Origin of the sequence: Bradyrhizobium sp. Mp27 (assembly GCF_029953005.1) — a bacterium.
In the GTDB taxonomy this organism is placed as follows: Bacteria; Pseudomonadota; Alphaproteobacteria; order Rhizobiales; family Xanthobacteraceae; genus Bradyrhizobium; species Bradyrhizobium barranii.
Genome location: NZ_JASAUS010000068.1, coordinates 1 through 24,512, shown reverse-complemented (window position 1 = coordinate 24,512; position 24,512 = coordinate 1). Strand labels below are relative to the sequence as shown.

General features: G+C 63.3%; 34 protein-coding genes. 33 read left to right on the top strand and 1 reads right to left on the bottom strand.

Annotation, left to right across the window (positions count from 1 at the left end):
• Positions 1 to 66 precede the first annotated feature (66 nt).
• Entirely contained in the window at positions 67 to 2,097 is a 2,031-nt protein-coding gene (locus tag QJT78_RS28730; RefSeq protein ID WP_038942313.1) for an ABC transporter ATP-binding protein, read from the top strand.
• Here QJT78_RS28730 and QJT78_RS28725 read toward each other — a convergent pair.
• Positions 2,013 to 3,263, bottom strand: coding sequence for an NAD(P)/FAD-dependent oxidoreductase (locus tag QJT78_RS28725; RefSeq protein WP_038942312.1), 1,251 nt, complete (start codon positions 3,261 to 3,263; stop codon positions 2,013 to 2,015). The genes QJT78_RS28730 and QJT78_RS28725 overlap by 85 nt on opposite strands.
• Before the next feature lie 683 nt (positions 3,264 to 3,946).
• Here QJT78_RS28725 and rpsL point away from each other — a divergent pair.
• The 32 genes from rpsL to QJT78_RS28565 all read left to right on the top strand — a co-directional run bounded on the left by rpsL (position 3,947) and on the right by QJT78_RS28565 (position 24,174).
• On the top strand, positions 3,947 to 4,318 hold the full coding sequence (gene rpsL, locus QJT78_RS28720) for a 30S ribosomal protein S12 (RefSeq protein WP_007603006.1): 372 nt from the start codon (positions 3,947 to 3,949) through the stop codon (positions 4,316 to 4,318).
• 15 nt (positions 4,319 to 4,333) lie between these two features.
• Positions 4,334 to 4,804: a 30S ribosomal protein S7 gene (gene rpsG, locus QJT78_RS28715; protein WP_038942311.1), complete on the top strand. Its 471-nt coding sequence runs from the start codon at positions 4,334 to 4,336 to the stop codon at positions 4,802 to 4,804.
• 30 nt (positions 4,805 to 4,834) lie between these two features.
• Positions 4,835 to 6,907, top strand: a complete 2,073-nt coding sequence (gene fusA / locus QJT78_RS28710; RefSeq protein WP_027549195.1) for an elongation factor G — start codon at positions 4,835 to 4,837, stop codon at positions 6,905 to 6,907.
• A gap of 40 nt (positions 6,908 to 6,947) precedes the next feature.
• Positions 6,948 to 8,138 carry an elongation factor Tu gene (gene tuf, locus QJT78_RS28705; RefSeq protein ID WP_014494497.1) on the top strand — a complete coding sequence of 397 codons (1,191 nt, stop codon included), beginning with the start codon at positions 6,948 to 6,950 and terminating at the stop codon, positions 8,136 to 8,138.
• A gap of 83 nt (positions 8,139 to 8,221) precedes the next feature.
• Positions 8,222 to 8,530 carry a 30S ribosomal protein S10 gene (gene rpsJ / locus QJT78_RS28700; protein WP_002712302.1) on the top strand — a complete coding sequence of 103 codons (309 nt, stop codon included), beginning with the start codon at positions 8,222 to 8,224 and terminating at the stop codon, positions 8,528 to 8,530.
• 53 nt (positions 8,531 to 8,583) lie between these two features.
• A complete protein-coding gene (gene rplC, locus QJT78_RS28695; RefSeq protein ID WP_014494498.1) occupies positions 8,584 to 9,297 on the top strand; it encodes a 50S ribosomal protein L3 in 714 nt (237 codons plus the stop codon).
• A 1-nt stretch (position 9,298) separates the two neighbouring features.
• Positions 9,299 to 9,919 carry a 50S ribosomal protein L4 gene (gene rplD / locus QJT78_RS28690; RefSeq protein ID WP_011088150.1) on the top strand — a complete coding sequence of 207 codons (621 nt, stop codon included), beginning with the start codon at positions 9,299 to 9,301 and terminating at the stop codon, positions 9,917 to 9,919.
• Positions 9,916 to 10,218, top strand: coding sequence for a 50S ribosomal protein L23 (locus tag QJT78_RS28685; protein ID WP_007603019.1), 303 nt, complete (start codon positions 9,916 to 9,918; stop codon positions 10,216 to 10,218). The genes rplD and QJT78_RS28685 overlap by 4 nt, the downstream gene beginning before the upstream one ends.
• A gap of 12 nt (positions 10,219 to 10,230) precedes the next feature.
• Complete coding sequence (gene rplB / locus QJT78_RS28680) at positions 10,231 to 11,064, top strand: 50S ribosomal protein L2 (RefSeq protein WP_028152985.1); 834 nt, start codon at positions 10,231 to 10,233, stop codon at positions 11,062 to 11,064.
• A gap of 12 nt (positions 11,065 to 11,076) precedes the next feature.
• On the top strand, positions 11,077 to 11,355 hold the full coding sequence (rpsS, locus tag QJT78_RS28675; RefSeq protein WP_008136357.1) for a 30S ribosomal protein S19: 279 nt from the start codon (positions 11,077 to 11,079) through the stop codon (positions 11,353 to 11,355).
• Positions 11,356 to 11,365: 10 nt separating this feature from the next.
• Positions 11,366 to 11,752 (top strand): 50S ribosomal protein L22, encoded by a 387-nt coding sequence (gene rplV / locus QJT78_RS28670; protein WP_008136353.1) that lies wholly within the window; start codon positions 11,366 to 11,368, stop codon positions 11,750 to 11,752.
• An 18-nt stretch (positions 11,753 to 11,770) separates the two neighbouring features.
• Entirely contained in the window at positions 11,771 to 12,496 is a 726-nt protein-coding gene (gene rpsC, locus QJT78_RS28665) for a 30S ribosomal protein S3 (RefSeq protein WP_014494500.1), read from the top strand.
• A gap of 30 nt (positions 12,497 to 12,526) precedes the next feature.
• Positions 12,527 to 12,940, top strand: coding sequence for a 50S ribosomal protein L16 (gene rplP, locus QJT78_RS28660; protein WP_008136349.1), 414 nt, complete (start codon positions 12,527 to 12,529; stop codon positions 12,938 to 12,940).
• Positions 12,941 to 12,945: 5 nt separating this feature from the next.
• Positions 12,946 to 13,152, top strand: coding sequence for a 50S ribosomal protein L29 (gene rpmC / locus QJT78_RS28655; protein ID WP_011088144.1), 207 nt, complete (start codon positions 12,946 to 12,948; stop codon positions 13,150 to 13,152).
• 13 nt (positions 13,153 to 13,165) lie between these two features.
• The gene (gene rpsQ / locus QJT78_RS28650) at positions 13,166 to 13,414 is read left to right on the top strand and encodes a 30S ribosomal protein S17 (RefSeq protein ID WP_007603028.1); all 249 of its coding nucleotides are present in this window, start codon (positions 13,166 to 13,168) and stop codon (positions 13,412 to 13,414) included.
• An 84-nt stretch (positions 13,415 to 13,498) separates the two neighbouring features.
• Positions 13,499 to 13,867: a 50S ribosomal protein L14 gene (rplN, locus tag QJT78_RS28645; RefSeq protein WP_007603030.1), complete on the top strand. Its 369-nt coding sequence runs from the start codon at positions 13,499 to 13,501 to the stop codon at positions 13,865 to 13,867.
• Complete coding sequence (gene rplX, locus QJT78_RS28640) at positions 13,867 to 14,181, top strand: 50S ribosomal protein L24 (RefSeq protein ID WP_028152984.1); 315 nt, start codon at positions 13,867 to 13,869, stop codon at positions 14,179 to 14,181. The genes rplN and rplX overlap by 1 nt, the downstream gene beginning before the upstream one ends.
• Entirely contained in the window at positions 14,174 to 14,731 is a 558-nt protein-coding gene (gene rplE / locus QJT78_RS28635; protein WP_028152983.1) for a 50S ribosomal protein L5, read from the top strand. Before rplX ends, rplE begins: the two co-directional genes overlap by 8 nt.
• Positions 14,732 to 14,777: 46 nt before the next feature.
• Positions 14,778 to 15,083, top strand: coding sequence for a 30S ribosomal protein S14 (gene rpsN / locus QJT78_RS28630; protein ID WP_014494504.1), 306 nt, complete (start codon positions 14,778 to 14,780; stop codon positions 15,081 to 15,083).
• Between the two features lie 14 nt (positions 15,084 to 15,097).
• Complete coding sequence (gene rpsH / locus QJT78_RS28625) at positions 15,098 to 15,496, top strand: 30S ribosomal protein S8 (RefSeq protein WP_014494505.1); 399 nt, start codon at positions 15,098 to 15,100, stop codon at positions 15,494 to 15,496.
• A gap of 16 nt (positions 15,497 to 15,512) precedes the next feature.
• A complete protein-coding gene (rplF, locus tag QJT78_RS28620; protein ID WP_028152982.1) occupies positions 15,513 to 16,046 on the top strand; it encodes a 50S ribosomal protein L6 in 534 nt (177 codons plus the stop codon).
• A gap of 11 nt (positions 16,047 to 16,057) precedes the next feature.
• Complete coding sequence (gene rplR / locus QJT78_RS28615) at positions 16,058 to 16,420, top strand: 50S ribosomal protein L18 (RefSeq protein ID WP_007603036.1); 363 nt, start codon at positions 16,058 to 16,060, stop codon at positions 16,418 to 16,420.
• A gap of 44 nt (positions 16,421 to 16,464) precedes the next feature.
• Complete coding sequence (rpsE, locus tag QJT78_RS28610; protein WP_028152981.1) at positions 16,465 to 17,055, top strand: 30S ribosomal protein S5; 591 nt, start codon at positions 16,465 to 16,467, stop codon at positions 17,053 to 17,055.
• A 25-nt stretch (positions 17,056 to 17,080) separates the two neighbouring features.
• Positions 17,081 to 17,275 carry a 50S ribosomal protein L30 gene (gene rpmD, locus QJT78_RS28605; RefSeq protein WP_011088137.1) on the top strand — a complete coding sequence of 65 codons (195 nt, stop codon included), beginning with the start codon at positions 17,081 to 17,083 and terminating at the stop codon, positions 17,273 to 17,275.
• Positions 17,276 to 17,350: 75 nt separating this feature from the next.
• Positions 17,351 to 17,836: a 50S ribosomal protein L15 gene (gene rplO, locus QJT78_RS28600; protein WP_014494508.1), complete on the top strand. Its 486-nt coding sequence runs from the start codon at positions 17,351 to 17,353 to the stop codon at positions 17,834 to 17,836.
• Between the two features lie 148 nt (positions 17,837 to 17,984).
• Entirely contained in the window at positions 17,985 to 19,316 is a 1,332-nt protein-coding gene (gene secY / locus QJT78_RS28595) for a preprotein translocase subunit SecY (protein WP_028152980.1), read from the top strand.
• Between the two features lie 276 nt (positions 19,317 to 19,592).
• Positions 19,593 to 20,462, top strand: coding sequence for an adenylate kinase (locus QJT78_RS28590; protein ID WP_038942309.1), 870 nt, complete (start codon positions 19,593 to 19,595; stop codon positions 20,460 to 20,462).
• A 187-nt stretch (positions 20,463 to 20,649) separates the two neighbouring features.
• Positions 20,650 to 21,018 (top strand): 30S ribosomal protein S13, encoded by a 369-nt coding sequence (gene rpsM / locus QJT78_RS28585; protein ID WP_014494511.1) that lies wholly within the window; start codon positions 20,650 to 20,652, stop codon positions 21,016 to 21,018.
• A 121-nt stretch (positions 21,019 to 21,139) separates the two neighbouring features.
• The gene (gene rpsK, locus QJT78_RS28580; RefSeq protein ID WP_007603045.1) at positions 21,140 to 21,529 is read left to right on the top strand and encodes a 30S ribosomal protein S11; all 390 of its coding nucleotides are present in this window, start codon (positions 21,140 to 21,142) and stop codon (positions 21,527 to 21,529) included.
• 112 nt (positions 21,530 to 21,641) lie between these two features.
• Positions 21,642 to 22,673: a DNA-directed RNA polymerase subunit alpha gene (locus QJT78_RS28575; protein ID WP_038942308.1), complete on the top strand. Its 1,032-nt coding sequence runs from the start codon at positions 21,642 to 21,644 to the stop codon at positions 22,671 to 22,673.
• Between the two features lie 123 nt (positions 22,674 to 22,796).
• Positions 22,797 to 23,213: a 50S ribosomal protein L17 gene (gene rplQ, locus QJT78_RS28570; protein WP_014494513.1), complete on the top strand. Its 417-nt coding sequence runs from the start codon at positions 22,797 to 22,799 to the stop codon at positions 23,211 to 23,213.
• A gap of 121 nt (positions 23,214 to 23,334) precedes the next feature.
• Positions 23,335 to 24,174 carry a c-type cytochrome gene (locus QJT78_RS28565; RefSeq protein WP_028152977.1) on the top strand — a complete coding sequence of 280 codons (840 nt, stop codon included), beginning with the start codon at positions 23,335 to 23,337 and terminating at the stop codon, positions 24,172 to 24,174.
• The last annotated feature ends 338 nt before the right edge of the window (positions 24,175 to 24,512 follow it).

The following is a 24,512-nucleotide window of genomic DNA, read 5'->3' as shown; positions in this document are numbered from 1 at the left end:
GATAGCGGCTGCCGCTATTTCCTGCTTTCTCCGCGGTCATGCCGGCCGTCAGCATCGGTTGGTTTCATGGCGTCCAAGCCCCTCCCGCCCGACAAACAGAAACTCGCCACGGAAGAGGCGGCCGAGCTCGACGACAAGCTTGTCCCCGTCAAGCCGGACCTCGAAGACGACGAGGACGACGAAGACGAGGAGGATGACGGGCTGGAGCTCGACGACGACGATGAGGACGAAGAGCTCGTCGTCTTTACCGCGCGCGAGGCCGCAGGCGCGCTCGCGACCATCCTGGGTTTCGTCAAGCCGTTCCTGTCCAACTACAAGCGGATGCTGTCATTCGTGGCGTTCGGCGTCTGCGTCGAGACGCTGTTCAACGTCATCATGCCGCTCAGCCTGAAGTACCTGATCGACGACGCGCTCGGCGAGGAGGATTTCCAGGCGCTCTACAAGATCCTCGGCGTGCTCGCGGTCGCCGGCATCTTCACCTCGATCGTGGCGGTCTGGTACGAGCGCTGGGACGCCAGGCTGGCTGCCTGCATCATCTCCGACGTCCGCAAGCGCCTGTTCGAGCATGTCCAGGACCTGCCGGCGGCCTATTTCGGCCGCACCAAGCGCGGCGAGATCCTGTCGCGCTTTTCCGTCGACCTTTCGGCCTTCGAGGGCTCGGTCAAGACCTTCGCCAACAGTGCGGCGCTGCCGTTCCTGGAATTGATCGCCGGCATCATCCTGATGGTGTTCCTGAACTGGCAGCTTGCCGCGGTCGCGCTGCTGGTGTTCCCGATCACGCTGATCGGGCCGCGCATCCTCACCCCGAAGGCGGTGCAGGCCAATTACGAGCAGAAGCAGAACGAGAGCGCGCTGCTCGGCATGGTGCAGGAGAACGTGGCCGCGCAGGCCGTGATCAAGGCGTTCAGCCTGCAACGCAAGATGTTCGGCTTCTTCACCTTCCGCAACGACGAGACCCGCCGCAAGATCGCTTCGGCTGCGTTCCTGTCGACCATGGTGGAGCGGACGGTCACCATTTCGGTGCTGCTGCTGCACCTCGTCGTGCTCGCGATCGGCGCCTATCTGGCGACCAAGGGCCAGATCACCATCGGCACCTTCGTCACCTTCGAGAGCGCGTTCTGGGAGGTCTCCTACAACATCGCCCACGTGATGCACTTCATCCCGGTGTCGATCTCCTCGGCCGCCGCGATCCGCCACATGCAGGAGTTGCTGGACGAGCCGACGCGCGGCGCCGATCGACCGGGCGCGCCCGATCTGCCGCGCATCACCAACGACATCACCTTCGACCACGTGACGTTCCAGTACGAAGGCAGCCAGACCCCGGTGCTGGACAATCTCAGCCTCAAGCTCAACGCCGGCAAGCGCATCGCTATCGTCGGCCCCTCGGGCTCCGGCAAGAGCACGCTGCTCAATTTGATCCTGCGGCTATACGTGCCCAACGAGGGGCGCGTCGCCATCGACGGCGTCGACGTCCGCAAGGTGACGCTGGATTCGCTGCGCCGGAGCATGGCGGTGGTGTTCCAGGAGAACATGCTGTTCAACATGTCGATTCGCGAGAACATCCGGCTCGGCAAGGAAGGCGCGACCGACGAGGAGGTGGAGGACGCCGCCAAGAAGGCTGAGATCCACCGCTACATCATGAGCCTGCCGCAGCGCTACGAGACGCCGGTCGGCGAGCGCGGCGATACGCTGTCGGGCGGCCAGCGCCAGCGCATTGCGATCGCGCGCGCGGTCATCCGTAACCCTTCCGTGCTGCTGCTGGACGAAGCCACCTCGGCGCTCGACCAGACCACCGAGGCCGCGATCAACCGTACGCTGCTGAAGGTCGCGAAGGGACGCACCATGATCTGGTCGACCCATCGCCTGACCTCCGTGGTCGAGATGGACGAGATCATCGTGATCTCAGGGGGCAGGGCGATCGAGCGCGGCTCGCATGCCGAGCTCCTCGCCAGGAACGGGACCTATCGCAAGCTGTGGAACGACCAGATCCACCAGCCGCATGGCGCTGTGGCTCAGGCCGATGACGACAGCGACGATGACGACGAGGATGAAGACGACCTCGACGAAGACGATGAGGACGACGACGAGGAGGAGTGACCGAGGAAGTTCGGCTCCAGATGAATTGCTCCTCCGAGCGGCCGCAGCAAGCCTTGAACCGACCAGGCGATGAAGCGCGCCCAGCGCTGCGCGGTCCAGTAGGGACTCGTCGCGGTCGAGACGGAGCGGAACTCGAACGCCTTCGCCGCCGACCATTCGTCGCAGGCCCGCTTGACCGGATCGGCGTAGAAGGTGGCGATCTTGGCCCCGTCCATCCCGTCGGAGGCGAGCCACTCCGGGATATGGACGTTGCAGAGCCGCTCGACGTCGGTGAAGACCTTGTCACAGCCGGTGCCGGCGGCGGGGCAGGAGGTCGAGAACGCATCGCCCACCAGCACGAGGCCGGGCTGGCCGCTTGCGTCGTTCACATAGAGGTCGACCGGACGGATCTTGATCTCGCCGGCGATGTCGAAGGCGCCGGTGATGCGCTTGAGCCGGGGCAGGGCGGCGTTCAGCGTCTCGGCTGGCGTGCGGCGCAGCTCGCGCAGCCATGGGTCGTCGACGCCGCGATAGACGAACAGATTGGCGCGCATCCGCGGACCGGTCGGAAACAGCGTGATGTAGGGGATTCGGTCGCTCGGCCGTTCCGAGAAATAGGTCAGCGCCGGGAAGTCGAACGAATTCCGCCCCGCCGGCACCACGTCGAACCCGATCGAGATCGAATGGCAGGCGCTGATGACTTTTCGCGCGATGCCGAGCTGGTGGCGCAGGCCGACATTCAGACCGTTGGCGAGCACGACCAGCCGGGCCGAGATCGTCTCCTCATTGGAGAGCGTGATCTTTTGCCGCTCCGGGCTCGTCTCGAGCGAGACCGCTTTGGCATAGATGCGCTCGACGCCAGCAGGGATTTCGTCGCGGACGGCGTTGACGAGCGAATCGTAGAGGATGTTGAACTGCCGACACGGCGCCTTGTCGAGCAAACGGCCGAATCGAGCGATCCAGTTTTCGCCGGCAAAGGTCGCGCGGCGCAGCACCGATTCTCCGATTCCGGTCTTCAGGAATCGCTCGACCTGGACGTGACCACTGAGTTTTTCGACTCGAAAGTCCGCCGGATAGCTCTCATGCGGGTCGATCAGCACCGTCGAAATGCCGGCGCGGCCGAGCATTGCGGCGGCGGTTGAGCCGGACAATCCCCCGCCGATAATGGCAATGTCGGTGTAGCGCATGGTGCAAATCTCTGCCGCAGGCGGCAGATTGACGCATCAACAGGAAAAAAAGCCTTAGCAAGGGTTATAAAAGTACATTTCGCCCGGGTGTAAATTGCTTTTGGGCTGGCGGAACAGACGTCCGGTCCCCATATCCGGCAGGCGCGGTGAGTGCGGGCAAACAGCGATTTCGTCAGGTGGCAGAAGCGTTTTCCGACTGTCGTTTCACCTTGACTTGGTCGACTCTCACTTATAGAAAGCGCCTCACTTAACGACAGGCGGTGAGCATCGCCAGCGTCGGAACGGGCCACCCGTTGATCTCCAGGGATCGGATCCTCAGAGATCGCTAAGACGGGCACCAACCTCGACGAATGCCGCTCAAACGCTGTCGATCATAGCTAGGCAATGCCAGTGCGATTTTAGGTCTCTTGAGCTCGTTCTCTTGAGATCGAATTCGGATGCATGACCTCGGTGCGCGGGCCGCAGCTTTATGCTGATTGGCCTGAAACTGCGGTCCTCTGTGGCGTCGTAACGCTTTCCGCTCGGTGATGGAGCGGTTGGCGCAATTTCGCTTTGTGCGGATTGTTCCGTGCGAGGCGACCTCGTCGGGCGGGTGGCCCGAAAAGAATTGCGGTTCCGGCAACGGACCGCGCCAAGACAGCGGACCCGGAAGGGACCGCGGCAGAACAAAGGGTAAGGCCAGGATGCCGACGATCAACCAGCTGATCGCTCAACCGCGTGAAGTGCAGAAGTCGCGCAAGAAGGTGCCGGCGCTGCAGCAGTCGCCGCAGAAGCGTGGTGTTTGCACCCGCGTCTACACCACGACCCCGAAGAAGCCGAACTCGGCGCTTCGTAAGGTCGCCAAGGTGCGCCTGACGAACGGCTTCGAGGTGATCGGCTACATCCCCGGCGAAGGTCATAACCTCCAGGAGCACTCGGTGGTCATGATCCGCGGCGGCCGCGTCAAGGACTTGCCCGGCGTGCGCTACCACATCCTCCGCGGCGTTCTGGATACCCAGGGCGTCAAGAACCGTAAGCAGCGTCGTTCGAAGTACGGCGCCAAGCGTCCGAAGTAAGCGGGAACCAGCTCAATGTCTCGTCGCCACTCAGCGGAAAAGCGCGAAGTTCTCCCGGATCCGAAGTTCGGGAACATCATCGTCACGAAGTTCATGAACTCGGTGATGTGCGCCGGCAAGAAGTCGGTCGCCGAAGGCATCGTCTACGGTGCGTTTGGCATCATCGAAGCCAAGACCAAGCAGAGCCCGCTCGGCGTGTTCGAGCAGGCGCTCGAGAACGTCATGCCAACGATCGAAGTGCGCTCCCGCCGCGTCGGCGGCGCGACCTACCAGGTTCCGGTCGAAGTTCGATCGACCCGCCGTCAGGCGCTGGGCATCCGCTGGCTGATCTCGGCTGCGCGCGAGCGCAACGAGAAGACGATGACCGAGCGGCTCTCGGCTGAGCTGCTCGACGCCTCGAACAACCGCGGCAACGCCGTCAAGAAGCGCGAAGACGTGCACCGGATGGCGGAAGCCAATCGCGCCTTCTCGCACTATCGCTGGTAACGGCGAAACACGGAATCTAAGGAACAGCCCATGCCTCGCGTTCATGCCATAGAGAACTACCGCAATTTCGGTATCATGGCGCATATCGATGCCGGCAAGACCACGACCACCGAGCGCATCCTCTATTACACCGGCAAGAGCCACAAGATCGGCGAAGTGCACGAAGGTGCCGCGACGATGGACTGGATGGAGCAGGAGCAGGAGCGTGGCATCACGATCACCTCGGCTGCCACCACCGCATTCTGGGCCGGCAAGCGCCTGAACATCATCGACACCCCCGGCCACGTCGACTTCACCATCGAAGTCGAGCGTTCGCTGCGCGTGCTCGATGGCGCCGTCTGCGTGCTCGACTCGAACCAGGGCGTCGAGCCCCAGACCGAGACCGTCTGGCGCCAGGGCGACAAGTACAAGGTTCCGCGCATCGTCTTCGCCAACAAGATGGACAAGACCGGTGCCGACTTCTTCAAGTGTCTGGCCGACATCGTTGACCGCCTCGGCGCCAAGCCGATCGCGATCCAGCTTCCGATCGGTGCCGAGAACAACTTCAAGGGTCTCGTCGACCTCGTGAAGATGCAGGGCATCATCTGGAACGATGAATCGCTCGGCGCGAAGTTCGACTATGTCGACATCCCGGAAGATATGGTCGAGCAGGCCAAGGAATACCGCGAGAAGATGGTGGAAGCCGCCGTCGAGCTCGACGATGACGCATTGGCCGCCTTCCTCGACGGCAACGAACCGGATGAAGCGACGCTGAAGCGGCTGATCCGCAAGGCGGTGCTGACCGGCGCGTTCTATCCCGTGCTGTGCGGCTCGGCCTTCAAGAACAAGGGTGTGCAGCCGCTGCTCGACGCCGTCGTCGACTATCTGCCGTCGCCGATCGACGTGCCGGCGATCAAGGGCACCGACGACCGCGGCAACGAGGTCGTGCGTAAGGCCGACGACAAGGAGCCGCTCGCGCTGCTCGCGTTCAAGATCATGGACGACCCGTTCGTCGGCACCATCACCTTCTGCCGCATCTACTCGGGCGTCCTGCAGAGCGGCACCGGCGTCGTGAACTCGACGCGCGAGAAGAAGGAGCGCATCGGGCGCATGCTGCTGATGCATGCGAACAACCGCGAGGACATCAAGGAAGCCTATGCCGGCGACATCGTCGCGCTGGCCGGCCTGAAGGAAGCGCGCACCGGTGACACGCTGTGCGATCCCGACAAGCAGGTGATCCTGGAGAAGATGGAATTCCCCGAGCCGGTCATCGAGATCGCGATCGAGCCGAAGTCCAAGGCCGACCAGGAAAAGCTGGGCGTGGCGCTGGCGAAGCTCGCCGCCGAGGATCCGTCCTTCCGCGTGTCGACCGACCAGGAGTCCGGCCAGACCATCCTCAAGGGCATGGGCGAACTCCATCTCGACATCAAGGTCGACATCCTCAAGCGTACCTACAAGGTCGACGCCAACATCGGCGCGCCGCAGGTTGCGTTCCGTGAGCGCGTCACCAAGAAGGCCGAGGTCAAGTACACCCACAAGAAGCAGACCGGCGGTACCGGTCAGTTCGCGGAAGTGTCGATCGTGGTCGAGCCGAACGAGCCCGGCAAGGGCTACGAGTTCGAGTCCAAGATCGTCGGCGGTGCGGTTCCGAAGGAATACATCCCCGGCGTCGAAAAGGGCCTCAACAGCGTGATGAGCTCTGGTGTTGTCGCGGGCTTCCCCGTGGTCGACGTCAAGGTTCAGCTCGTCGACGGCAAGTACCACGACGTCGACTCGTCGGCGCTCGCCTTCGAAATCGCATCGCGCGCGGCATTCCGCGAAGCGCTGCAGAAGGGCAAGTCCGTCCTGCTCGAGCCGATCATGAAGGTCGAAGTGGTGACCCCGGAAGACTACACCGGCTCGGTCATCGGTGACCTGAATTCCCGGCGCGGTCAGATCCAGGGCCAGGACATGCGCGGCAACGCCAACGTCATCAACGCGATGGTGCCGCTCATGAACATGTTCGGGTACGTGAACAACCTGCGCTCGATGAGCCAGGGTCGCGCGACCTTCACCATGCAGTTCGACCACTACGCAGAAGCGCCGGCCAACGTGTCGGCAGAAGTCCAGAAGAAGTTTGCCTGATTGTCGTCGGTCCAGAGCTGACGATTGAACGGAGAGTCAAATGGCCAAAGCAAAGTTTGAACGTAACAAGCCGCACTGCAACATCGGCACCATCGGTCACGTCGACCATGGCAAGACGTCGCTGACCGCGGCGATCACCAAGATCCTCGCCGAGACCGGCGGTGCGACGTTCACCGCGTACGACCAGATCGACAAGGCGCCGGAAGAGAAGGCGCGCGGCATCACCATCTCGACCGCGCACGTCGAGTACGAGACGCAGAACCGCCACTACGCCCACGTCGACTGCCCCGGCCACGCCGACTACGTGAAGAACATGATCACCGGCGCCGCCCAGATGGACGGTGCGATCCTGGTCGTGTCTGCCGCTGACGGCCCGATGCCGCAGACCCGCGAGCACATCCTGCTCGCCCGCCAGGTCGGCGTGCCCGCGCTCGTCGTGTTCCTCAACAAGTGCGACATGGTCGACGATCCGGAGCTCCTCGAGCTCGTCGAGCTCGAAGTCCGCGAGCTGCTCTCGAAGTACGACTTCCCGGGCGACAAGATCCCGATCATCAAGGGTTCGGCGCTCGCCGCTCTCGAAGATTCCGACAAGAAGCTCGGCCACGAGGCCATCCTCGAGTTGATGAAGAACGTCGACTCCTACATCCCGCAGCCGGAGCGTCCGGTCGACCAGCCGTTCCTGATGCCGGTTGAAGACGTGTTCTCGATCTCGGGTCGCGGCACCGTCGTGACCGGCCGTGTCGAGCGCGGCATCGTCAAGGTCGGCGAGGAAATCGAGATCGTCGGTCTGCGCGCCACGCAGAAGACCACGGTCACGGGCGTCGAAATGTTCCGCAAGCTGCTCGATCAGGGCCAGGCCGGCGACAACATCGGTGCGCTGCTCCGCGGCACCAAGCGCGAGGACGTCGAGCGCGGCCAGGTGCTGTGCAAGCCGGGTTCGGTCAAGCCGCACACCAAGTTCAAGGCTGAGGCCTACATCCTCACCAAGGAAGAGGGCGGCCGCCACACCCCGTTCTTCACCAACTACCGTCCGCAGTTCTACTTCCGCACCACCGACGTGACCGGTGTCGTGCATCTGCCGGAAGGCACCGAGATGGTGATGCCGGGCGACAACATCGCAATGGAAGTGCACCTGATCGTGCCGATCGCGATGGAAGAGAAGCTCCGCTTCGCGATCCGCGAAGGCGGCCGCACCGTCGGCGCCGGCGTCGTCGCCTCGATCATCGAGTAACAAGCGAATAGGGAATGGTGAGTGGCGAATAGGGAATTCTATTCGCTACTCGCTACTCGCCACTCACTAGAGAAAGCACGGCAATGAACGGCCAAAACATTCGTATCCGTCTCAAGGCGTTCGACCATCGTATCCTCGATACGTCGACCCGCGAGATCGTGAACACGGCGAAGCGCACCGGCGCGCAGGTCCGCGGACCCATTCCGCTGCCCACCCGCATCGAGAAGTTCACCGTCAACCGTTCGCCGCACGTCGACAAGAAGAGCCGCGAGCAGTTCGAGATGCGCACCCACAAGCGCCTGCTCGACATCGTCGATCCGACCCCGCAGACCGTCGATGCTTTGATGAAGCTCGACCTGGCCGCCGGTGTCGACGTCGAGATCAAGCTCTAAGATTTTTGGATCACGTTCGCGACTAGCGGACAGAAAGAACAGGAAGCACGCCGATGCGCTCCGGAGTGATCGCACAAAAGGTCGGGATGACGCGGGTCTTTACAGAGGCCGGCGAACATATCCCCGTGACCGTGCTGAAGCTCGGCAATTGCCAGGTCGTAGGCCACCGCACTGAAGAGAAGAACGGTTATGTCGCGCTCCAGCTTGGATCTGGCAGCCGCAAGACCGTGTACATGCCCAAGGCAGAGCGCGGCCAGTTCGCGGTCGCCAAGGTCGAGCCGAAGCGGCAGGTCGAGGAGTTCCGCGTCTCCGCGGATGCCATGATCCCCGTTGGCGCGGAGATCCTCGCCGACCACTTCGTCGTCGGCCAGTTCGTCGACGTCACTGGCACCTCGGTCGGTAAGGGCTTCGCCGGCGGCATGAAGCGCTGGAACTTCGGCGGTCTGCGCGCCACCCACGGTGTGTCGATCTCGCACCGCTCGATCGGTTCGACCGGTGGCCGTCAGGACCCCGGCAAGACCTGGAAGAACAAGAAGATGCCCGGCCACATGGGTGTCGACCGCATCACCACGCTCAACCTTCGAGTCGTTCAACTCGATGTCGAGCGCGGCCTGATCCTCGTCGAAGGCGCCGTTCCCGGCTCCAAGGGCGGCTGGATCCGCGTGCGCGACGCTGTCAAGAAGCCGCTGCCGAAGGAAGCTCCGAAGCCCGGCAAGTTTAAGGTTGCTGGCGAAGCGGACGCCGCTCCGGCTGCGCAGGAGGCGTGAGATGGAATTGAAGGTCACGACCCTCGAAGGTAAGGAAGCCGGCTCGGTCCAGCTTTCCGACGCCATTTTCGGCCTCGAGCCGCGCCAGGACATCATTGCACGCTGCGTGCAGTGGCAGCTCAACAAGCGTCAGGCCGGCACTCACAAGGCCAAGGGCCGCGCCGAGATCTGGCGCACCGGCAAGAAGATGTACAAGCAGAAGGGCACCGGCGGTGCTCGTCACGGCTCGGCCCGCGTGCCGCAGTTCCGTGGCGGTGGCCGTGCCTTCGGTCCGGTTGTGCGTTCGCACGCCACCGACCTGCCGAAGAAGGTCCGCGCGCTTGCTCTCAAGCATGCGCTGTCGGCGAAGGCCAAGGACGGCGATCTGCTGGTGATCGACAAGGCCGCGCTGGAAGCCGCGAAGACCAAGGCGCTGCTCGGCCACTTCTCGGGCCTCGGCTTGACCAACGCGCTGATCATCGACGGCGCCGAGCTCAACAACGGCTTTGCCGCTGCGGCCCGCAACATCCCGAACATGGACGTGCTGCCGATCCAGGGCATCAACGTCTATGACATCCTGCGCCGTCAGAAGCTCGTTCTGACCAAGGCCGCCATCGATGCGCTGGAGGCGCGCTTCAAATGACGAAGAACATCGAGCCTCGCCACTACGACGTGATCTTGTCGCCGGTCGTGACCGAAAAGGCGACGATCGCCTCGGAGCACAACAAGGTCCTGTTCAAGGTGGCCGCGAAGGCGACCAAGCCGCAGATCAAGGAAGCGATCGAGAAGCTGTTCGACGTCAAGGTCAAGAGCGTCAACACGCTGGTCCGCAAGGGCAAGACCAAGATCTTCCGCGGCAATCTCGGCTCGCAGTCGAACAGCAAGCGCGCGATCGTGACCCTCGAAGAGGGTCACCGGATCGACGTGACCACCGGTCTGTAAGGTCGTACGACGATGGCACTGAAAAAATTCAATCCCACGACGCCGGGCCAGCGCCAGCTGGTCATGGTCGATCGTTCGGCCCTCTACAAGGGCAAGCCGGTCAAGGCGCTCACCGAAGGCAAGCACTCCTCGGGCGGTCGCAACAACACCGGTCGCATCACCGTGCGCTTCCGCGGTGGCGGTCACAAGCAGACGCTGCGCATCGTCGACTTCAAGCGCGACAAGGTCGATGCGCCCGCGACGGTCGAGCGGCTGGAATACGATCCGAACCGCACCGCGTTCATCGCGCTGGTCAAGTACGAAGACGGCACCCAGGCCTATATCCTGGCGCCGCAGCGCCTTGCCGTCGGTGATTCCGTGGTTGCCGGCAACTATGTCGACGTGAAACCGGGCAACGTCATGCCGCTCGGCAACATGCCGGTCGGCACGATCATCCACAACATCGAGGTCAAGATCGGGAAGGGCGGCCAGCTCGCTCGTTCCGCCGGCACCTACGCCCAGCTCGTCGGCCGCGACCACGACTACGTGATCATCCGCCTGAACTCGGGCGAGCAGCGCCTGGTGCACGGCCGTTGCCGCGGCACGATCGGCGCGGTGTCGAACCCGGATCACATGAACACCTCGATCGGCAAGGCCGGCCGCAACCGTTGGCTGGGCCGCAAGCCGCATAACCGCGGTGTTTCGATGAACCCGATCGACCATCCGCACGGCGGTGGTGAAGGTCGTACCTCGGGCGGTCGCCACCCGGTCACCCCGTGGGGCAAGCCGACCAAGGGCAAGAAGACCCGCAGCAACAAGTCGACCAACAAATTCATTCTCCTAAGCCGCCACAAGCGGAAGAAGTAAGGAACGCCGGACATGGTTCGTTCAGTCTGGAAAGGCCCGTTCGTCGAGGGTTCTCTGCTCAAGAAGGCAGATGCCGCCCGCGCGTCCGGCCGTCACGACGTCATCAAGATCTGGAGCCGTCGCTCGACGATCCTGCCGCAGTTCGTCGGCCTGACCTTCGGCGTCTACAACGGTCAGAAGCACGTACCGGTTGCCGTCAACGAGGAAATGGTCGGTCACAAGTTCGGCGAGTTCTCGCCGACCCGGACCTTCCATGGCCACTCCGGCGACAAGAAAGCCAAGAAGGCTTGAGGATTAAACGATGAGCAAACCTAAGCGCGAACGGAGCCTCGCCGAGAACGAGGCCAAGGCGGTCGCCCGGATGCTGCGGGTGAGCCCGCAGAAGCTCAACCTGGTCGCCCAGCTCATTCGCGGCCGGAAGGCGGCTGCTGCGCTCGCCGATCTGCAGTTCTCGCGCAAGCGGATCGCCGTTGACGTGAAGAAGTGCCTGGAATCGGCTATCGCCAATGCCGAAAACAACCACGACCTCGACGTCGACGATCTCGTCGTGGCGCAGGCCTTCGTCGGCAACGGCCTCGTGATGAAGCGCTTTGCCGCTCGCGGCCGTGGCCGTTCGGGCCGCGTCTACAAACCATTTTCGCAGCTGACGATCATCGTTCGTCAGGTCGAAGCCGAAGCAGCGGCCTAAGGGACGCAGGAGCACACGATGGGTCAAAAGATCAATCCGATCGGTCTGCGTCTCGGCATCAACCGGACCTGGGATTCCCGCTGGTTCGCCGGCAAGCAGGAATACGGCAAGCTGCTGCACGAGGACGTCAAGATCCGCGAGATCCTGCACAAGGAGCTCAAGCAGGCGGCCGTCGCCCGCATCGTGATCGAGCGTCCGCACAAGAAGTGCCGCGTCACCATCCACTCGGCTCGTCCGGGCGTGGTGATCGGCAAGAAGGGCGCCGACATCGACAAGCTGCGCAAGAAGGTCGCGGACATCACCTCGTCCGACGTCGTCATCAACATCGTCGAGATCCGCAAGCCGGAGCTCGATGCGACGCTGGTGGCCGAGTCGATCGCGCAGCAGCTCGAGCGCCGCGTGGCGTTCCGCCGTGCCATGAAGCGTGCCGTGCAGTCGGCGATGCGTCTTGGCGCGGAAGGCATCCGCATCAACTGCTCGGGTCGTCTGGGCGGCGCGGAAATCGCGCGCATGGAGTGGTACCGCGAAGGTCGCGTGCCGCTGCACACGCTGCGCGCCGACATCGACTACGGCGTTGCGACCGCGTTCACGACCTTCGGCACCTGCGGTGTCAAGGTCTGGATCTTCAAGGGCGAGATCCTCGAGCACGATCCGATGGCCCAGGACAAGAGAATGGCCGAAGGCGAGACGGGTGGTAGCGGTGATCGTGGTGGCCGTCAGCGCCGCGATACGGCTGCAGCCTGAGCCAGCACAGGAATTTGAGGGCTTAAAGCCATGATGCAACCTAAGAAAACGAAGTTCCGGAAGGCGCATAAGGGCCGCATCCACGGCGTTGCGTCTTCGGGCGCGACGTTGGCCTTCGGCCAGTTCGGCCTGAAGGCGACCGAGCCTGAGCGCGTCACCGCGCGCCAGATCGAAGCCGCTCGCCGCGCGCTGACCCGCCACATGAAGCGTGCCGGCCGCGTCTGGATCCGCGTGTTCCCCGACGTTCCGGTGTCGAAGAAGCCAGCCGAAGTCCGCATGGGCTCCGGCAAGGGTTCGCCGGAATTGTGGGTCGCGCGCGTCAAGCCGGGCCGGGTGCTGTTCGAGATCGACGGCGTCAACACCCAGACGGCGCGTGAGGCGCTGACCCTGGCGGCCGCCAAGCTGCCGATCAAGACGCGCTTCGTCGAGCGCATTGCGGAGTAATGGCCATGGCACAGATGAAGATCGAAGACATCCGCGCGATGAGCCCCGATCAGCAGGATGACGCCATCCTGAACCTGAAGAAGGAGCGCTTCAACCTGCGCTTCCAGCGCGCTACCGGGCAGCTCGAGAACACCTCGCGCCTGCGCGAGGCTCGCCGTGACATCGCCCGGATCAAGACCGTCGCCGCGCAGACGCGCGCGAAGAAGAAGTAAGAGGCTTACGAAGATGCCGAAACGTACTTTGCAGGGCGTGGTCGTCAGCGACAAGCAAGCCAAGACCATCGTGGTGCGGGTCGACCGCCGCTTCACGCACCCGATCTACAAGAAGACGATCCGCCGTTCGAAGAACTATCACGCGCACGACGAGAGCAACGAGTTCAAGCCGGGCGACATGGTGTGGATCGAGGAATCGAAGCCGATTTCGAAGTTGAAGCGCTGGGTCGTGATCCGGGGCGAACACAAGAAAAGCGCCTGATCTGTTGGCTTTAGCCGACTGACTTCAGGGAAATGTTGAGCGCCGGCTGGGCTGGCGCAAAGAGAAAGAGGACGAGGTGCATCAATGATTCAGATGCAGACCAACCTCGACGTGGCCGACAATTCTGGCGCACGCCGTGTCATGTGTATCAAGGTGCTCGGGGGCTCCAAGCGCCGCTACGCCACGATCGGCGACATCATCGTCGTCTCGATCAAGGAAGCGATTCCGCGTGGCAAGGTGAAGAAGGGCGACGTGATGAAGGCCGTCGTGGTGCGTGTCCGCAAGGACATTCGCCGCGCCGACGGTTCGGTCATCCGCTTCGACCGCAACGCCGCCGTCCTGATCAACAATCAGTCCGAGCCGGTCGGCACCCGTATCTTCGGGCCCGTGCCGCGCGAGCTGCGCGCTAAGAACCACATGAAGATCATCTCGCTCGCGCCGGAGGTGCTGTGATGGCTGCGAAGATCCGCAAGGGCGACAAGGTCGTCGTGCTGACCGGTCGCGACAAGGGCCGCACCGGCGAAGTGTTCGAGGTGCGTCCCACCGCCGGCACGGCGCTCGTGCGCGGCATCAACATGGTCAAGCGTCACCAGAAGCAGACGCAGGCTCAGGAGGGCGGCATCATCTCGAAGGAGTCGCCGATCCAACTGTCCAACATCGCGTATGTCGGCAAGGACGGAAAGCCGACCCGCGTCGGATTCAAGATTTTGGCGGACGGCAAGAAGGTCCGCATCGCCAAGAGCTCGGGAGCTGAGATCGATGGCTGAGGCCGCTTACACGCCGCGCCTGCGCGCGGAATACGACGCGAAGATCCGCACGGCGATGACCGAGAAGTTCGGTTATGAGAACGTGATGCAGGTTCCGCGCCTGGACAAGGTCGTGCTGAACATGGGCGTTGGCGATTCCGTCAACGACCGCAAGAAGGCCGAGACTGCCGCTGCCGAGCTGACCCAGATCGCCGGCCAGAAGGCGATCGTGACCTATTCGCGGATCGCGATCGCGACCTTCAAGCTGCGTGAAAACCAGCCGATCGGCTGCAAGGTCACGCTGCGCAAGGCCCGCATGTACGAGTTCATCGATCGCCTGGTGACGGTTGCGCTGCCGCGCGTCCGCGACTTCCGCGGCCTGAACCCGAAGAGCTTTGACGGCCGCGGCAACTACTCGCTCGGCATCAAGGAGCACATCATTTTCCCCGAGATCGACTTCGACAAGGTCACGGAAGCCCGCGGTATGGACATCACCGTCTGCACCACGGCCACGACCGACGAAGAGGCGAGGGCCTTGTTGACCGCTTTCAATTTCCCGTTCCGGCAGTGAGACGCTGACCTAAAGCCTCTCAAACGCGGATACCCAGGAGCCAAGCATGGCAAAGAAGAGTTCAGTCGAGAAGAACAACCGGCGCAAGCGGATGGTGAAGAACGCCGCCCCGAAGCGCGAGCGGTTGAAGGCGATCATCGCCGACAAGACGCTGCCGATGGAGGAGCGGTTCGCCGCGACCCTGAAGCTTGCGGAAATGCCGCGCAATTCGTCGGCGACCCGCGTCCGTCTGCGTTGCGAGCTGTCGGGCCGCCCGCGCTCGAACTATCGCAAGAACAAGCTGTCCCGTATCGCGCTGCGCGACCTTGGCTCCAAGGGCATGGTCCCGGGCCTCGTGAAGTCCAGCTGGTAAGGAGGGTCGTTTAGATGTCTACGCACGATCCAATCAGCGATCTGATCACCCGCATCCGCAACGCGCAGATGCGCTCCAAGAGCAAGGTGTCCACGCCTGGTTCGAAGATGCGCGAGAACGTGCTGGAGGTCCTCAAGTCCGAGGGCTACATCCGCGGTTACGCCACGCTCGAGCACTCCTCGGGCCGCAGCGAGATCGAGATCGAGCTGAAGTATTTCGACGGCGAGCCCGTCATCCGCGAGATCGAACGTGTTTCCAAGCCCGGGCGTCGTGTTTACGCCTCGGTGAAGAACCTGCCGCGGGTCAACAACGGGCTCGGCATTTCGGTGTTGTCGACGCCGAAGGGGATCATGGCTGACCACAGCGCGCGCGACGCGAATGTGGGCGGCGAAGTCCTCTTCACGGTGTTCTGAGAAGGATTTTTGATCCATGTCACGTGTTGGCAAAAGGCCTGTGGCGGTTCCGTCGGGTGTTACCGCGACCGTCGATGGGCAGACCGTCAAGATGAAGGGGCCGAAGGGCCAGCTTCAGTTCGTCGTCCATGACGACGTCGAGGTGAAGCTCGAGAGCGGCCAGATCAAGGTCAAGCCGCGGCTCGAGACCAACCGCGCGCGGGCCCTGTACGGTACCGCTCGCGCCCAGGTCGCGAATCTGGTCGAAGGCGTCACCAAGGGCTTCGAGAAGAAGCTCGAAATCACCGGCGTCGGTTACCGCGCCGCGATGCAGGGCAAGAACCTGCAGCTCGCGCTCGGCTACAGCCACGACGTGGTCTACGCGATCCCGGAAGGGATCACGATCACCGTGCCGAAGCCGACCGAGATCACGGTGACCGGTAGCGACATCCAGCGTGTCGGCCAGGTCGCCGCCGAGATTCGCTCCTATCGTCCGCCGGAGCCCTACAAGGGCAAGGGCGTGAAGTATGTTGGCGAATTCATCTTCCGCAAGGAAGGCAAGAAGAAGTAACGGAGCCGGTCATGTCCAAAGCCAAGGTTACCAATGCCCGGCGCAAGCGGAGTGTGCGGCTGAAGCTGCGCCGCTCCGGTGGCGGTCGTCCGCGTCTGTCGGTGTTTCGCTCGTCCAAGCACATCTACGCCCAGGTCATCGACGACCTGAAGGGCGAGACGCTGGCCTCTGCCTCGTCGCTCGAGAAGTCGATGCGCGACGGCGGCAAGACCGGCGCCGACATCGATGCGGCGAAGGCGGTCGGCAAGCTGCTGGCCGAGCGCGCCGCCGAGAAGGGCGTCAAGGAAGTCGTGTTCGATCGCGGCAGCTACCTCTACCACGGGCGCGTCAAGGCACTGGCCGACGCTGCGCGTGAGAGCGGGCTGAGCTTCTAATAGAATTTGAGGATTGAGGCGCAAGCCTCTGAAGGAATGGAAAAATGGCAGAACGCGAACAACGTGGTGGACGCGATCAACGCGGCGGCGGCGGACGTGAACGCCGGGAGGAGCGCGACAGCGAGTTCGTCGACAAGCTCGTCCACATCAATCGCGTGGCAAAGGTCGTCAAGGGCGGCAAGCGCTTCGGTTTCGCAGCGCTGGTCGTGATCGGCGACCAGAAGGGCCGCGCCGGCTTCGGTCACGGCAAGGCGCGCGAAGTGCCTGAGGCGATCCGCAAGGCGACTGAATCCGCCAAGCGCAACCTGACCCGCGTGTCGCTGCGCGAGGGCCGTACGCTTCATCACGACATCGCCGGCCGTCATGGCGCGGGCCGTGTCTACCTGCGTGCTGCTCCGGCCGGTACCGGCATCATCGCCGGCGGCCCGATGCGCGCCGTGTTCGAGACGCTCGGCGTCCAGGACGTGGTCGCGAAGTCGATCGGCTCGTCGAACCCCTACAACATGGTTCGCGCAACCTTCGACGCGCTGAAGCATCAGGATTCGCCGCGTTCGGTCGCAGCCCGCCGCAATATCAAGGTGTCCACCCTCCAGTCCCGCCGTATCGGCGGTGACGCCGAGGCGGCTGCCGACTAACGGAAGCTTTTCGGAGTAGACTCCCATGGCCAAGGCAGCAAAGACGATCAAGCTCGAGCAGACCGGCAGCGCGATCCGCCGCCATCACTCGCAGCGTTCGACGCTGATCGGACTCAAGCTCAACAAGATCGGCCGCACCAGCGAACTGCCGGACACCCCGGCGGTTCGTGGCATGATCGAGAAGGTTCACCATCTCGTTCGCATCGTCGACGAGAAGTAAGCAAAGGCGCAGGATCCCGAAAAGCGGGCACCCGTTTTCGGTGAAGATCATGCGCAAGAAACAAGGAGCAGGGCGATGAAGCTCAGCGATATCGCCGACAACGCCGGCTCGCGCAAGAAGCGTATGCGCGTCGGCCGTGGCATTGGTTCGGGCAAGGGCAAGCAGTCCGGCCGCGGCGGCAAGGGCCAGACCGCGCGTTCGGGCGTGCGCATCAAGGGTTTCGAAGGCGGACAGATGCCGATGCATCGCCGTCTGCCGAAGCGCGGCTTCAACAACATCTTCCGCGTCGAGTTCGCCGAGATCAATCTCGATAGGCTCCAGGAAGCGGTCGATGCCAAGAAGATCGACGCCGGCAGCGTCGTGAACGTCGAGGCCCTGGTGAAGGGCGGCGTGCTGCGCCGCGCCAAGGCCGGCGTGCGGCTGCTCGGCCGCGGCGAGCTCAAGTCGAAGCTCAACATCGAAGTGCACGGCGCCACGAAGACCGCGATCGCCGCGGTCGAGAAGGCGGGCGGCTCGGTGAAGATCCTCGCCCCTGCCAAGGAAGAAGGCGAGGCGGCGTAACAACTGCGTCATTGGCCCGCGGCTCGCGGGCCTTTACGCGTGTGGGACGTGGACTTATCGAAGCCGAGCCCCAGATAATGTCCGGTGTCCGCTAGAGTAGCCCGGCCGCGGGCATGACGGCGCAATAGGCGGCGGGAGAAAGTCCAAGATGGCCTCTGCAGCGGAACAACTGGCAGCCAATCTCAATTTCGGTGCGTTTGCCAAGGCTGACGAACTGAAGAAGCGCATCTGGTTCACCCTGGGTGCGCTGCTCGTTTATCGGCTCGGGACCTATATCCCGCTGCCCGGCATCGATCCCAACATCTGGGAACAGGTGTTCCGCTCCCAGGCGGGCGGCATCCTCGGCATGTTCAACATGTTCGCCGGCGGCGGTATCCACCGCATGGCGATCTTCGCGCTGAACATCATGCCGTACATCTCGGCCTCGATCATCATCCAGCTCCTCACCACCGTCTCGCCGCAACTCGAGGCGCTGAAGAAGGAAGGTGAGTCCGGCCGCAAGCTGCTGAACCAGTACACCCGCTATCTCACGGTGATCCTGGCCGCGTTCCAGTCCTACGGCATCGCGGTGGGCCTCGAAGGCGCCGGCAACGTCGTCAGCGACCCCGGCATGTTCTTCCGCCTGTCCACGGCGATCACGCTGACCGGCGGCACCATGTTCCTGATGTGGCTGGGTGAGCAGATCACCTCGCGCGGCATCGGCAACGGCATCTCGCTGATCATTCTCGCCGGCATCGTCGCCGAGCTGCCCGCGGCGCTCGCCAACATGCTCGAGCTCGGCCGTCAGGGCGCCATGTCGACCGGCCTGATCCTGGTCGTCATCATCATGGCGGTCGCCGTGATCGCCTTCATCGTGTTCATGGAGCGCGCACAGCGCCGGCTGCTGATCCAGTATCCGAAGCGCCAGGTCGGCAACAAGATGTTCGAGGGCCAGTCCTCGCATCTGCCGCTCAAGCTCAACACCTCGGGCGTGATCCCGCCGATCTTCGCGTCCTCGCTGCTGCTGCTGCCGACCACGGTTGCCAACTTCAACGCCGGCAGCGGGCCGGAATGGTTCCAGTGGATCACGACCCAGCTCGGCCACGGCCGTCCGCTGTTCCTGATCATGTATCTCGCGCTGATCGTGTTCTTCGCGTTCTTCTACACTGCGATCGTGTTCAACCCGACCGAGACCGCGGACAATCTGAAGAAGCATGGCGGCTTCATTCCGGGCATCCGTCCGGGCGAGCGGACCGCGGAATATATCGACTACGTGCTGTCGCGCATCACCGTGCTCGGCGCGATTTATCTGGCGATCGTGTGCTTGATCCCGGAAATCCTGATCTCCTACGCCTCGGTGCCGTTCTACTTCGGCGGCACCTCGCTGCTGATCGTCGTCAGTGTCACCATGGACACGGTGGCGCAGGTGCAGGGCTATCTGCTGGCGCATCAGTATGAGGGCTTGATCCGCAAGTCGAAGCTGCGCGGCCGCCGCCGCTAGGCGCGGCGTTCTCCGAGGGCGGCGCGACAGCGCCGCCGATTCGCCGCGCGAGCAACGCGCGGCGCCCGCCGAGGCGACCAGTCAGCCATTCCAAGACATCGGCAGAGCTGCTCTCCCTGCGACGCAATCACTGATTTCAAAGGCCTTCTTGGCGTCCTGGCATTTGCTCCCCTATGATATGGGTAGCGGTGCGACGCCGATTATGATTTGCACTGTCATTGGACTTCAAACACAGGTGCGCGACGTATCGCTCACCAATCCGGGGGGCGTACGCCGATGAGAATTATACTTCTGGGACCGCCGGGGTCGGGCAAGGGGACCCAGGCGCAGCTGCTGGTGCAGCGCTATGGCATCGTCCAGCTCTCGACCGGCGAGATGCTGCGCGCGGCCGTTGCGGCGGGAACGCCGGTCGGGCTGAAGGCCAAGGAGATCATGGCCAGCGGCGGCCTCGTGCCCGACGAGATCGTGGTGGGAATCATCTCCGACCGCATCGACCAGCCGGACGCCAAGAACGGTTTCATCCTCGACGGCTTCCCTCGCACCGTGCCGCAGGCCGAGGCGCTGGATGAGCTGCTCAAGCACAAGCATCTCAAGCTCGACGCCGTGGTCGAGCTCCGCGTCAACGAGAGCGCGCTGCTGAGTCGCGTCGAGACCCGCGTCGCCCAGATGCGGGAGCGCGGGGAGGAGGTCCGGGTCGACGACACTCCGGAGGTCCTGACCAAGCGACTCGCCAGCTACCGCAGCCAGACGGAACCGCTGATTCACTACTATTCCGAGCGGCGGAAGCTCTCGACCATCGACGGCATGATGGCGATCGACGAGGTCACCCGCGCGATTCATCGCCAGCTCCTGGCCCTCGGGGCGGTCGAGCCCAAGACGCACGGCAAGGCCCAAGCGCGCAGCGCGGCCAAGTCGGGGCCCGCCAAGAAGGGCACCAAGAAGGCCAAGGCAGCCAAAAAACCGGCGAAAACCGCCAAAAAGGCGGCCAAATCCGCTAAAAAGGCCGCCAAGAAGGCCGTAAAGGGCACCAAGAAGGCGGCCAAGAAAACGGTCAAAAAGGCAGCCAAAACGACCGCCAAGAAGGCTGTCAAAAAAGGTGCCAAAAAGGCCGCAAAAAAGGTCGCGAAAAAGCGAGCTAAGCGCTAGCAGCGGTTGACGAAAGCCCCCTGAATCCCCTAATAAGCCCCGCATCCAAGTCGGATAGTTTCAAACGATGCCGGGCCCCAGGAAGACCAGGGGTGGGCGTCGTGTTCGCGTTTGTGAACACCTGCCCGAGAAACCAAGCACTTAAAGACCGGTTCCTGACGAGGGATCGGCAACAGGAGAGAAGGCCGTGGCCCGTATTGCCGGCGTGAACATTCCGACCAACAAGCGCGTGCTGATCGCGCTCCAGTACATCCATGGCATCGGCCAGAAGATCGCTGGTGAGATCCTGGAGAAGGTGAAGATCCCCGAGGATCGTCGCGTGAACCAGCTCAGCGATGCCGAAGTGCTCCAGATCCGCGAAGTGATCGACCGCGACTATCTCGTCGAGGGCGACCTGCGTCGTGAGGTCGGCATCAACATCAAGCGTCTGATGGACCTCGGCTGCTATCGCGGCCTGCGTCATCGTCGTGGCCTGCCGGTGCGCGGTCAGCGTACCCACACCAATGCGCGTACGCGCAAGGGTCCGGCCAAGGCCATCGCCGGCAAGAAGAAGTAAGTTTTCGAATCCAATCGCGGCGTGTGGCGAAAGGGGAGACCCGTTCGCCACGCGCCTTTCGTTCCACAGGTGTAGCCGCTGGCATTACGGCGGCGTTTGAGATCTTCAGGAAAGGTACTCTATGGGCAAGGAAGCCACCCGCGTTCGTCGTCGTGAGCGCAAGAACATCGCCTCCGGCGTCGCGCACGTGAACTCGTCGTTCAACAACACGACCATCACCATCACCGACGCGCAGGGCAACACGATTGCCTGGTCCTCCGCCGGCACGATGGGCTTCAAGGGTTCGCGCAAGTCGACCCCGTACGCCGCGCAGGTTGCCGCCGAGGACGTGTCGAAGAAGGCGCAAGAGCACGGCATGCGCACGCTCGAAGTCGAAGTCGCCGGTCCCGGTTCGGGCCGCGAGTCGGCGCTCCGTGCCCTCCAGGCCGCGGGCTTCACCGTTACCTCGATCCGCGACGTGACCACGATCCCGCACAACGGTTGCCGTCCCCGCAAGCGTCGGCGCGTTTGATACCAAGTTGCGGGCGCATTGGTCGCCCGCAATGACTTTTTGCAAAGCCGCGCGAATGATCCGCGGCCTTTCTCCAACGCCAGTGTCTGCACTAGCAGTTTGACTGGCCTGTATGGGTGAAACAGTGACGATCCAGAAAAATTGGCAAGAACTGATTCGGCCGAACAAGCTCCAGATCCAGCCCGGCAGCGATTCGACTCGTTTCGCGACCATCGTCGCCGAGCCGCTCGAGCGCGGCTTCGGCCAGACGCTCGGCAACGCGCTGCGCCGTATCCTGCTCTCCTCGCTCCAGGGCGCGGCGGTGCAGTCGGTGCACATCGACGGCGTGCTGCACGAGTTCTCCTCGATCGCGGGTGTCCGTGAAGACGTCACCGACATCGTGCTCAACATCAAGGACATCTCGATCAAGATGCAGGGCGAAGGCCCCAAGCGCATGGTCGTGAAGAAGCAGGGCCCGGGCGTCGTCACCGCCGGCGACATCCAGACCGTGGGCGACGTCGTCGTCCTCAACCCCGACCTCCAGATCTGCACGCTCGACGAGGGCGCCGAGATCCGCATGGAGTTCACGGTCGCCACCGGCAAGGGCTACGTGCCCGCCGAGCGCAACCGTCCCGAGGACGCGCCGATCGGACTGATCCCGGTCGACAGCCTGTACTCGCCGGTCCGCAAGGTCTCCTACAAGGTCGAGAACACCCGTGAGGGCCAGATCCTCGACTACGACAAGCTGACCATGACGATCGAGACCAACGGCGCGCTGACGCCGGATGACTCGGTGGCTTATGCCGCCCGCATCCTGCAGGATCAGCTCAACGTGTTCGTCAACTTCGAAGAGCCGCGCAAGGAAGTCGCCCAGGAGATCATCCCGGACCTCGCCTTCAACCCGGCCTTCCTCAAGAAGGTGGACGAGCTCGAGCTGTCGGTGCGTTCGGCCAACTGCTTGAAGAACGACAACATCGTCTACATCGGCGACCTCGTGCAGAAGAGCGAAGCGGAAATGCTCCGCACTCCGAACTTCGGCCGCAAGTCGCTGAACGAGATCAAGGAAGTGCTGGCCCAGATGGGTCTGCACCTCGGCATGGAAGTGCCGGGCTGGCCGCCGGAGAACATCGACGAGCTCGCCAAGCGCTTCGAGGATCACTACTGATCCGACTTCATCGTCGTGGCCGGAGATATCCGGCCACGATTTTTAATGGGCGAACGCAGGCAGCCCACCTGAGCAACATGTCCGACGAACCGTCGCGGCAGTTTCAAACTAAGGAATAGTTACATGCGTCACGGCAAGGTTCATCGGAAGCTCAACCGCACGGCCGAGCATCGCCGCGCGATGTTCGCCAATATGTGCGCCGCGCTGATCAAGCACGAGCAGATCGTCACCACGCTGCCCAAGGCCAAGGAGCTCCGCCCGATCGTCGAGAAGCTCGTCACCCTCGGCAAGAAGGGCGGCCTGTCCATGCGTCGCCAGGCGATCTCCGAGATGCGCGACAAGGACCAGGTCAAGAAGCTGTTCGACGTGCTGGCGCCCCGCTACAAGGACCGTCAGGGCGGCTACACCCGCATCATCAAGGCCGGCTTCCGCTACGGCGACAACGCTGCGATGGCCGTGATCGAGTTCGTCGACCGCGACGTCGATGCCAAGGGCCAGGACTCCGGTCCGGTGCAGGAGAAGGAAGCCGAGGCGGCGTAAGCCGGCCGGTACCTCAGTTTTCAGAAAGCGGCGCCCCTGGGCGCCGCTTTTTTTGTATGGCGCGGCGATATCTCATGTCGCGCATCGTCTGGTGAACGCGATTCCGGCCGGGGGGCTGTCGATGAGGATTGTGCTTGGGATCGCGCTGGCGCTGTTGATGTCGCCGGCCACCGGCGAGACGCTGATCGAACGCGGCGCCTATCTCGTCAACAGCGTGATGGTCTGCCACAACTGCCACACGCCGCGCGGGCCGCAGGGCCTCGATCTCTCGCGCGCGCTCGCGGGCGGCAGCCAGGTCTTCGATGAGCCTGCCTTCAAGGTCACCGGCTCCAACATCACGCCGGACAAGGACACCGGCATCGGCAACTGGAGCGATGCCGAGCTGAAGCGGTTTCTGGTCAGCGGCAACAGGCCGAACGGGACCAAGGTCGCGCCGATCATGCCGACCGCGTTCTACACGGTGCTCACGGCCCGGGATCTCGATGCGCTTACCGCTTACCTGCGCTCAATACCCGCAGTGCGCCGCGAAACCCCGGCGCCGGAATACAGGATCGCGCTGAAGCCGGAAACGCCGACCTATGCCGGCAAGCAGGCGACCGAGGCCGAGCTCTCCGACAAGCTCGCGCGCGGCCGCTATCTCCTGACCATCGCCCATTGCCTGGAATGCCACACGCCGGAGGGCCCGTCCGCCGTGCATGATTTCGCGGGTGCGAGCGGCAAGGGTGGCCGCACGTTCAAGGGGCCGTGGGGCGAATCCATCTCCCCCAATATCACCGCGGATCCCGCGGCCGGCCTGGGCGGCTGGAGCGACGACGAAATCAAACGTGCGATTACGCAAGGCATCGCGCGCGACGGCCACAAGCTCAAGCCGCCGATGGCCTATGCTGCCTATGCCAGCATGGCGGCGCAGGACCTCGATGCCATCGTCGCGTTTCTCAGGACGCTACCGCCGCGGCAATAGTGCCGTAGGGTGGGCAAGGGTGCGCTCTTCGCGCGCCGTGCCCACCGTTCCGCTTTCAACTCGTGTCGAAAAGGTGGGCGCGCCTCCGCCTTCGCTCTTCGAGCTGCGGCGGACAAGTCGCTTTGTCCCACTCTACGATTTCGCAGTTGTGGCGATTGAAGCGGCGTGCGCTGGACACGATATCCGCTTCGGCAACAATGGAGATGATTCATGAAGATCGACCTTTCCGGCCCCGTGGGTCGGTCAAAATCCCCCGGGTATGGTCACTTGAAACTCCCCCACCTGATGATCGCCGTCAGCGCCGCTGAACAGCAGTAGCCGGTCAGGCAGGACGTTTA

What these genes read in the sequence shown, in the direction of transcription:
- QJT78_RS28730 (WP_038942313.1), top strand. Translation starts at nt 67, where the DNA reads ATGGCGTCCAAGCCCCTCCCGCCCGACAAACAGAAACTCGCCACGGAA.
- QJT78_RS28725 (WP_038942312.1), bottom strand. Translation starts at nt 3,263, where the DNA reads ATGCGCTACACCGACATTGCCATTATCGGCGGGGGATTGTCCGGCTCA.
- rpsL (WP_007603006.1), top strand. Translation starts at nt 3,947, where the DNA reads ATGCCGACGATCAACCAGCTGATCGCTCAACCGCGTGAAGTGCAGAAG.
- rpsG (WP_038942311.1), top strand. Translation starts at nt 4,334, where the DNA reads ATGTCTCGTCGCCACTCAGCGGAAAAGCGCGAAGTTCTCCCGGATCCG.
- fusA (WP_027549195.1), top strand. Translation starts at nt 4,835, where the DNA reads ATGCCTCGCGTTCATGCCATAGAGAACTACCGCAATTTCGGTATCATG.
- tuf (WP_014494497.1), top strand. Translation starts at nt 6,948, where the DNA reads ATGGCCAAAGCAAAGTTTGAACGTAACAAGCCGCACTGCAACATCGGC.
- rpsJ (WP_002712302.1), top strand. Translation starts at nt 8,222, where the DNA reads ATGAACGGCCAAAACATTCGTATCCGTCTCAAGGCGTTCGACCATCGT.
- rplC (WP_014494498.1), top strand. Translation starts at nt 8,584, where the DNA reads ATGCGCTCCGGAGTGATCGCACAAAAGGTCGGGATGACGCGGGTCTTT.
- rplD (WP_011088150.1), top strand. Translation starts at nt 9,299, where the DNA reads ATGGAATTGAAGGTCACGACCCTCGAAGGTAAGGAAGCCGGCTCGGTC.
- QJT78_RS28685 (WP_007603019.1), top strand. Translation starts at nt 9,916, where the DNA reads ATGACGAAGAACATCGAGCCTCGCCACTACGACGTGATCTTGTCGCCG.
- rplB (WP_028152985.1), top strand. Translation starts at nt 10,231, where the DNA reads ATGGCACTGAAAAAATTCAATCCCACGACGCCGGGCCAGCGCCAGCTG.
- rpsS (WP_008136357.1), top strand. Translation starts at nt 11,077, where the DNA reads ATGGTTCGTTCAGTCTGGAAAGGCCCGTTCGTCGAGGGTTCTCTGCTC.
- rplV (WP_008136353.1), top strand. Translation starts at nt 11,366, where the DNA reads ATGAGCAAACCTAAGCGCGAACGGAGCCTCGCCGAGAACGAGGCCAAG.
- rpsC (WP_014494500.1), top strand. Translation starts at nt 11,771, where the DNA reads ATGGGTCAAAAGATCAATCCGATCGGTCTGCGTCTCGGCATCAACCGG.
- rplP (WP_008136349.1), top strand. Translation starts at nt 12,527, where the DNA reads ATGATGCAACCTAAGAAAACGAAGTTCCGGAAGGCGCATAAGGGCCGC.
- rpmC (WP_011088144.1), top strand. Translation starts at nt 12,946, where the DNA reads ATGGCACAGATGAAGATCGAAGACATCCGCGCGATGAGCCCCGATCAG.
- rpsQ (WP_007603028.1), top strand. Translation starts at nt 13,166, where the DNA reads ATGCCGAAACGTACTTTGCAGGGCGTGGTCGTCAGCGACAAGCAAGCC.
- rplN (WP_007603030.1), top strand. Translation starts at nt 13,499, where the DNA reads ATGATTCAGATGCAGACCAACCTCGACGTGGCCGACAATTCTGGCGCA.
- rplX (WP_028152984.1), top strand. Translation starts at nt 13,867, where the DNA reads ATGGCTGCGAAGATCCGCAAGGGCGACAAGGTCGTCGTGCTGACCGGT.
- rplE (WP_028152983.1), top strand. Translation starts at nt 14,174, where the DNA reads ATGGCTGAGGCCGCTTACACGCCGCGCCTGCGCGCGGAATACGACGCG.
- rpsN (WP_014494504.1), top strand. Translation starts at nt 14,778, where the DNA reads ATGGCAAAGAAGAGTTCAGTCGAGAAGAACAACCGGCGCAAGCGGATG.
- rpsH (WP_014494505.1), top strand. Translation starts at nt 15,098, where the DNA reads ATGTCTACGCACGATCCAATCAGCGATCTGATCACCCGCATCCGCAAC.
- rplF (WP_028152982.1), top strand. Translation starts at nt 15,513, where the DNA reads ATGTCACGTGTTGGCAAAAGGCCTGTGGCGGTTCCGTCGGGTGTTACC.
- rplR (WP_007603036.1), top strand. Translation starts at nt 16,058, where the DNA reads ATGTCCAAAGCCAAGGTTACCAATGCCCGGCGCAAGCGGAGTGTGCGG.
- rpsE (WP_028152981.1), top strand. Translation starts at nt 16,465, where the DNA reads ATGGCAGAACGCGAACAACGTGGTGGACGCGATCAACGCGGCGGCGGC.
- rpmD (WP_011088137.1), top strand. Translation starts at nt 17,081, where the DNA reads ATGGCCAAGGCAGCAAAGACGATCAAGCTCGAGCAGACCGGCAGCGCG.
- rplO (WP_014494508.1), top strand. Translation starts at nt 17,351, where the DNA reads ATGAAGCTCAGCGATATCGCCGACAACGCCGGCTCGCGCAAGAAGCGT.
- secY (WP_028152980.1), top strand. Translation starts at nt 17,985, where the DNA reads ATGGCCTCTGCAGCGGAACAACTGGCAGCCAATCTCAATTTCGGTGCG.
- QJT78_RS28590 (WP_038942309.1), top strand. Translation starts at nt 19,593, where the DNA reads ATGAGAATTATACTTCTGGGACCGCCGGGGTCGGGCAAGGGGACCCAG.
- rpsK (WP_007603045.1), top strand. Translation starts at nt 21,140, where the DNA reads ATGGGCAAGGAAGCCACCCGCGTTCGTCGTCGTGAGCGCAAGAACATC.
- QJT78_RS28575 (WP_038942308.1), top strand. Translation starts at nt 21,642, where the DNA reads ATGGGTGAAACAGTGACGATCCAGAAAAATTGGCAAGAACTGATTCGG.
- rplQ (WP_014494513.1), top strand. Translation starts at nt 22,797, where the DNA reads ATGCGTCACGGCAAGGTTCATCGGAAGCTCAACCGCACGGCCGAGCAT.
- QJT78_RS28565 (WP_028152977.1), top strand. Translation starts at nt 23,335, where the DNA reads ATGAGGATTGTGCTTGGGATCGCGCTGGCGCTGTTGATGTCGCCGGCC.